General features: G+C 61.4%; 6 protein-coding genes. All 6 read left to right on the forward strand.

Annotated features, from left to right (window positions below; translation table 11 throughout):
• A partial coding sequence (locus ACFFAR_RS02960) for a nitrate reductase subunit alpha (protein ID WP_375507499.1) occupies window positions 1–2774 on the forward strand: 2774 nt, incomplete at its 5' end.
• Complete coding sequence (gene narH, locus ACFFAR_RS02965) at window positions 2771–4324, forward strand: nitrate reductase subunit beta (protein WP_174362303.1); 1554 nt, start codon at window positions 2771–2773, stop codon at window positions 4322–4324. The genes ACFFAR_RS02960 and narH, both read left to right, overlap by 4 nt.
• Complete coding sequence (gene narJ, locus ACFFAR_RS02970; protein ID WP_375507500.1) at window positions 4321–4989, forward strand: nitrate reductase molybdenum cofactor assembly chaperone; 669 nt, start codon at window positions 4321–4323, stop codon at window positions 4987–4989. Before narH ends, narJ begins: the two co-directional genes overlap by 4 nt.
• Window positions 4990–5005: 16 nt before the next feature.
• Complete coding sequence (gene narI / locus ACFFAR_RS02975; RefSeq protein WP_174362302.1) at window positions 5006–5683, forward strand: respiratory nitrate reductase subunit gamma; 678 nt, start codon at window positions 5006–5008, stop codon at window positions 5681–5683.
• A gap of 24 nt (window positions 5684–5707) precedes the next feature.
• Window positions 5708–6472, forward strand: a complete 765-nt coding sequence (locus ACFFAR_RS02980; RefSeq protein WP_375507501.1) for a peptidylprolyl isomerase — start codon at window positions 5708–5710, stop codon at window positions 6470–6472.
• Window positions 6469–6878: molybdopterin-guanine dinucleotide biosynthesis protein B (gene mobB / locus ACFFAR_RS02985; protein ID WP_375507502.1), on the forward strand; the 410-nt coding region annotated here is incomplete at its 3' end. The genes ACFFAR_RS02980 and mobB, both read left to right, overlap by 4 nt.

A 6878-nucleotide genomic window follows, 5' to 3' on the forward strand; every position in this document is an offset into this window, starting at 1 on the left:
CGAACCAGTCCGCGTATTTCCGCGACTACGTGAAGCAATACACCGACATGCCGATGCTCGTGCTGTTGCGCGACAACGGCGAAACCCTGGTCCCCGATCACTTCCTGCGCGCATCGCATCTCGCCGATAACCTCGATGAAGCCAACAACGCGCAATGGAAGACGCTCGTGCTGGACGCCGGCAGCGGCGAGATTGTCGCGCCCAACGGCACGATCGGTTTTCGCTGGAACGAGGCGTCGCACAACGACGGCGAGAAGGTCGGCCGCTGGAACCTCGAACTGAAGGACGGCGGCAGCGGCCGCGCCATCGACCCGCGTCTTTCCATGATCGACGCGCACGACGAAGCCGTCGAAGTCGGCTTCCCCTATTTCGGCAGCGAGCACGACGCGCTGCTGAGCCGGCGCGTCCCGGCAAAACGCGTCACCCTCGCCGATGGCACCTGCGCGCTCGTTGCGACCGTGTTCGATCTGCAGATGGCGAACTACGGCGTGGACCAGGGCCTTGGCGGCCCGAACGTCGCAACGAGCTACGACGACGACGTCCCCTACACGCCGGCATGGCAGGAAAAGCACACCACGGTCCCGCGCAACCTCGTGATCCAGGTGGCGCGCGAATTTGCGACGAACGCCCATCAGACCCAGGGCAAGAGCATGGTGATCGTGGGCGCGGCGCTCAATCACTGGTATCACAACGACATGATTTATCGCGGCATCATCAACCTCCTGATGATGTGCGGTTGCGTGGGCAAGAGCGGCGGCGGCTGGGCGCACTACGTAGGCCAGGAAAAGCTGCGTCCGCAGTTCGGCTGGGCGCCGCTCGCATTCGCGCTCGACTGGTCGAAGCCGCCGCGCCAGATGAACGGCACGTCGTTTTTCTACAACCACACGAGTCAGTGGCGTCACGAGAAAGTGGGCCTGAGTGAAGTCCTCGCGCCGACCGCGAACATGGGCAAGTATTCGCACCTCTCCATGCTCGATCTCAACGCGAAGTCCGAGCGCATGGGCTGGTTGCCGAGCGCACCGCAACTCGGTGCAAACCCGCTCGACCTCACTGACGCGGCCGTTCACGCCGGCATGAAGCCCGTGGATTATGTGGTGGACCGCCTGAAGTCCGGCAAGCTGCAGTTCTCTTGCGACGACCCGGACAACCCCGTCAACTTCCCGCGCAACATGTTCGTCTGGCGCTCGAACATCCTGGGCAGTTCGGGCAAGGGGCACGAGTATTTCCTGAAGTATTTGCTCGGCACGCAGAACGCCCTCTTCTCCGATGAAAACGACGCCATCATGCCGGGCGAAGTCAACGTGCGCCCCGCCGCCGAAGGCAAGCTCGATCTTCTGACGGTGCTCGATTTCCGCATGAGCACGACCTGCCTCTACGGCGACATCGTGTTGCCGACCGCTACGTGGTATGAGAAAGACGACCTCAATACATCGGACATGCATCCGTTCATTCATCCGTTGTCGGAAGCCGTGCAACCGTTATGGGAAAGCAAGAGCGACTGGGAAATCTACAAGGGCATTGCCGAGAAGTTCGCGGAAATCGGCGGTGCGCATCTGGGCACGCGCACCGACCTGGTCTGCACGCCGCTCATGCACGACACCCCCGGCGAGCTCGGCCAGCCGTTCGAGCCGAAGGACTGGCGCGCGGGCGAATGCGACCTGATCCCGGGCAAGACCGCACCGTCCATGACCGTCGTCGAGCGTAACTACAAGGATGTGTATCGCAAGTTCACATCGGTCGGGCCGCTGCTCGATACGCAAGGCAACGGCGGCAAGGGCATCAACTGGAACAGCAAGCACGAAGTCGGCGAGCTCGCGGACATCACGAAAACCGTCACCGAACCGGGCGTGAGCCTGGGACGTCCGCGTCTGGACACGGCTATCGATGCAGCCGAGATGATCCTCACGTTCGCGCCGGAAACCAACGGGCATGTGGCAGTCAAGGCGTGGGAAGCGTTGTCGAAGATCACGGGACGCGAACACGCGCACCTCGCGCTTGGCCGCGAGCACGACAAGATCCGTTTCCGCGACGTCCAGGCACAGCCGCGCAAGATCATTTCCGCGCCCACATGGTCGGGCCTCGAATCCGAGGAAGTGAGCTACAACGCCGGTTATACGAACGTGCATGAACTGATCCCATGGCGCACGCTGACGGGCCGCCAGCAGTTCTACCAGGATCATCGCTGGATGCTGGATTTCGGCGAAGGCTCGTGCGTGTATCGGCCGGCGATCAACACGAAAACCGTCACCGCCATGCTCGGCGCCAAGCCCAACGGCGAGCATGAGCTCGTGCTCAACTGGATCACGCCGCACCAGAAATGGGGCATCCACTCCACTTACTCGGACAACCTGCGCATGTTGACGCTCTCGCGCGGCGGACCTCACGTGTGGGTGTCTGAAGCAGAGGCAAAAGAAGCAGGTCTCGTCGATAACGACTGGGTGGAAGTGTTCAACGTGAATGGCACACTGACAGCGCGGGTCGTGGTGAGCCAGCGCGTGCCGCGCGGCATGTGCCTGATGTATCACGCGCAGGAAAAGATCGTGAACGTGCCGGGGGCCGAAACAAGCGGCATGCGCGGCGGCATCCACAACTCGGTCACGCGCACGGTGCTCAAGCCGACGCACATGATCGGCGGGTACGCGCAGCAAGCCTACGGTTTCAACTACTACGGCACCGTGGGATCGAACCGCGACGAGTACGTGATCGTGCGCAAGATGAAAAAAGTGGCGTGGCTCGAAGGTCCGCTGAAGGAACATGAAGGAGCTGCATCGTGAAAATTCGTGCGCAAGTCGCAATGGTGTTGAATCTGGATAAATGCATCGGTTGCCATACGTGCTCCGTGACGTGCAAGAACGTGTGGACCTCGCGCGACGGCGTGGAGTACGCGTGGTTCAACAACGTGGAGACGAAGCCCGGCATCGGTTATCCGAAGGAATGGGAGAACCAGAAGAAGTGGCAAGGTGGCTGGATACGCGATGCATCTGGCCGACTGCGTCCACGCCAGGGCGGCAAGCTGAAGGTGCTCGCGAACCTGTTCGCGAACCCGAATCTGCCGGCTATCGACGATTACTATGAGCCGTTCACGTTCGACTACGAGCATTTGCAGAAAGCGCGCCTGAGCGAGACGCCGCCGACCGCGCGCCCTGTTTCGGTCATCACCGGCAAGAAGATGGACAAGATCGTCTGGGGTCCGAACTGGGAAGACGACCTGGGCGGCGAGTTTTCATCGCGCGGACGTGACGCGTTGTTCGAGAATGTGCAGAAGGAGATGTACGCCACCTTCGAAAACACCTTCATGATGTATTTGCCGCGGCTGTGCGAGCACTGCCTGAACCCGGCGTGCGTGGCGTCGTGCCCGTCAGGTTCTGTTTATAAGCGCGAAGACGATGGCATTGTTCTCGTCGATCAGGACAAGTGCCGCGGCTGGCGCATGTGCATCTCGGGGTGCCCGTACAAGAAGATCTACTTCAACTGGAAAAGCGGCAAGGCCGAAAAGTGCATCTTTTGCTATCCGCGACTTGAAGCAGGCCAGCCGACCGTATGCTCGGAGACGTGCGTGGGACGGATTCGCTATCTCGGCGTGCTGCTCTATGACGCCGACAAGATTGGCGACGCGGCAGCGGTTGAAAACGAGAAGGACCTGTATCAGTCGCAGCTCGATGTGTTCCTCGATCCGCACGATCCCGCCGTGCAGGCCGAAGCGCTCGCGCAAGGCATTCCGCAAAGCTGGCTGGATTCCGCACGCAAGTCGCCGGTCTACAAGATGGCGGTTGAATGGAAGGTCGCGTTTCCGCTGCATCCCGAGTACCGGACGTTGCCGATGGTCTGGTACATCCCGCCCCTTTCGCCGATTCAATCGGCGGCGGATGCGGGTCATATCGGCATGGACGGCATCATTCCGGACGTGAAGAGCCTGCGCATTCCGGTGAAGTATCTGGCCAACCTGCTGACCGCCGGCGACGAAGCCCCAGTCACGTCCGCTCTCGAACGCATGCTCGCCATGCGCGCGTTCAAGCGCGCTGAAGTTGTGCATGGCCGCGCCGAACCGGAATTGCTGAAGGGCCTGAACATCACGCCCGCACAAGTTGAAGACATGTACCAGACGATGGCCATTGCGAACTACGAAGACCGTTTCGTCGTGCCGTCATCGCATAAGGAAATCGTCGAAGACAGCTTCAACGACAAAGGCAGTTGCGGCTTTACGTTTGGCAATGGCTGCTCGGGCGGGGTCTCGGAAGGATCGTTGTTCGGCAAGAAACCGCAGGGCAGCGTGGTATTCGCCGACATGCCGAAGTCCCGCAAGCAAGCTGAGGTCTCATCGTGAACGCTACGCTTTCCATCTACACGTTGCTCGCGACCTTGCTCGACTACCCCGAGCAGGAATTGCTCGATGCACTTGGCGAGATCGATCAGGAGCTGCAAGCGTTCCCGGACACGACCCGCGCCGCGCTACAGCCGCTCGTCGCCTTGCTCAATGCATCCCCGTTGATCGAGTTGCAGGAGAATTACGTCGCGACATTCGACCGTAATCCCGCGCATTCGCTGCATCTGTTCGAGCACGTTCACGGCGAAAGCCGGGACCGCGGACAAGCCATGGTCGATCTGCTCGATGAATACCGCCGGCATGGCCTCGAAATGGCGACGAACGAATTGCCCGACCACGTGCCGCTGTTTCTGGAAGTCCTTGGCAACATCGAGCCTTCCGAAGCACGTGCGTTACTCGACGAAGCCATCCACGTCCTCGCCGCGTTAGGCGACCGTCTTGCTCGCGATCAAAGCCCGTACGCCGGTGTCTTCACAGTCCTGCGTTCAATGACCGATGTCGTCCCGCAAGCCGCCGAGATTCCACCCATTCGCGACATGGACGAGGCGCTCGAACGCTTCGGCCCGGGCGCGGACGGAGTCGAACCGCTGCTTGCTCCATCCACGTCCACGCCGATGGCCCAGCCGGTGCATTTCCATCCGCGTCCACCGGCCACGGCCAACTGAGTCAAGGGACCCGCTCATGTTCAATCAATTTCTGTTCGGCATTTATCCGTATATCGCGGCCGCCATCTTCCTGTTCGGCAGCCTTGCGCGTTTCGAGCGCGAGCAGTACACATGGAAAGCCGACAGCTCGCAGATGCTTCATCGCGGCAATTTGCGGCTGGGCAATATCCTGTTCCACATCGGCATTCTCGGGTTGTTCTTCGGGCATCTCGCCGGCTTGCTGACGCCGGTCGCCGTATGGGATTTTCTCGGTGTCGATCACAGCACGAAACAAGCCGTCGCGATGATCGCCGGCGGCATCATGGGATGGCTGTGCCTGTCGGGACTGCTGATCCTGATTCATCGGCGCATGACCAACGCGCGTGTTTCGGCCGTCACCCGCATGGGCGACAAGGTCCTGCTGCTCTGGATTCTTTGCACGCTGCTGCTGGGACTGACGACGATCGGAGAATCGTCCGCTCACATGGACGGCCACATGATGGTTCAGTTGATGACGTGGGCGCAGCACGTGGTCACGTTCCGGGGCGACGCCCCGAGCTTCGTTGCGAACACCCCGCTGCTGTTCCGCCTGCATCTCTTCATGGGCATGACGCTCTTCGTGATCTTCCCGTTCACGCGGCTCGTGCATGTCTGGAGCGGCTTCGCTTCCGTGACGTATCTGGGCCGCGCATGGCAGCTCGTGCGGCCGCGCTGATCGGCGCTTGTTCGCGCTTATTGTTTGGAAAGGAACATCATAGCAATCACAGTCAACGGCACGGAACTGACAGACCAGGATATCGAACGCGAGTTGGCGGGCGAAGCAGAGACGCCCGACGCACATCAGGCGGCGCTGACGGCGGCGGTGCTGCGCCGCGTGCTCCTCGATGAAGCCGCGCATCTGGACCTCGCGTCCGCTGCGAGCGACGAGCAGTTGATCGAAGCGCTGCTCGAGCATCAGATCACCGGGACCGCCGCGCCCACGCACGAAGAGTGCAAGCGCCATTACCTGGCGGATCAGGAACGCTGGCGCGTGAACGAGCGCGCGAGGGTCAGCCACATCCTGTTTCAGGTGACCGAACGCGTGGACCTGGCGGCGCTGAGAAAACGCGCGCAGCAAACGCTCGACGCGTTGCTGGGGGCAGGCGCCGACATCGAACTGCGTTTCGTCGATGCTGCGCGGACGTTGTCCAATTGCCCCTCGGGACGGGATGGCGGCGCGCTCGGAGAAATCGGCCGCGGCGATACCGTGGCAGAATTCGAGCGCGCGGTATTCGCCGCGCCCGCCGGCACGCTCTGCCCTGCGCTCGTGGAAACGGAATTCGGTTTTCATATTGTCCGCGTTCACGAAAAATCGCCGGGCAGAATATTGCCGTTCGAACAGGTCGAGTTGCGTATCCGCGAAGCCATGTCGCTCGCACTGCGCGACCTTGCCGAACAGCGCTATGTCACCGAAGCAGTAGCGCGCGCGGATATCAAGGGTTGGAAAGACGGGAAAGCGATATGACGCAAGCGGCGGCAAAGCTGCACATCTTCGGAATCTGCGGGCGTTCGGGACAAGGCAAGACCACGCTGATTGAAGCGCTCCTGCCCTGGTTCCAGGCGCGCGGCCTGATTGTGAACGTGGTGAAACACAGCCATCATTCGATCGATCTGGAACCGCCCGGCAAGGACAGCGCACGGTTTCGCGCCGCCGGCGCGGGAGAAGTGCTGATCGCTTCGCCGTACCGTTACGCGATCGTGCGTGAGTTGCACGATGGTCCCGAGCCGCCGCTTACTGATCTGATTGCGCGGCTGAGTCCCGCTGACCTCACGCTCGTGGAAGGCTACACGCGGGAGCCATTGCCGCGTCTGGAAGTCGTGCGTCCGGGCGAGGGTCGCGATCCGCTGTATCTCTCCGATACAGCGATCCT

The sequence above is a fragment of the uncultured Caballeronia sp. genome (assembly GCF_964243625.1).
Lineage (GTDB): Bacteria > Pseudomonadota > Gammaproteobacteria > Burkholderiales > Burkholderiaceae > Caballeronia.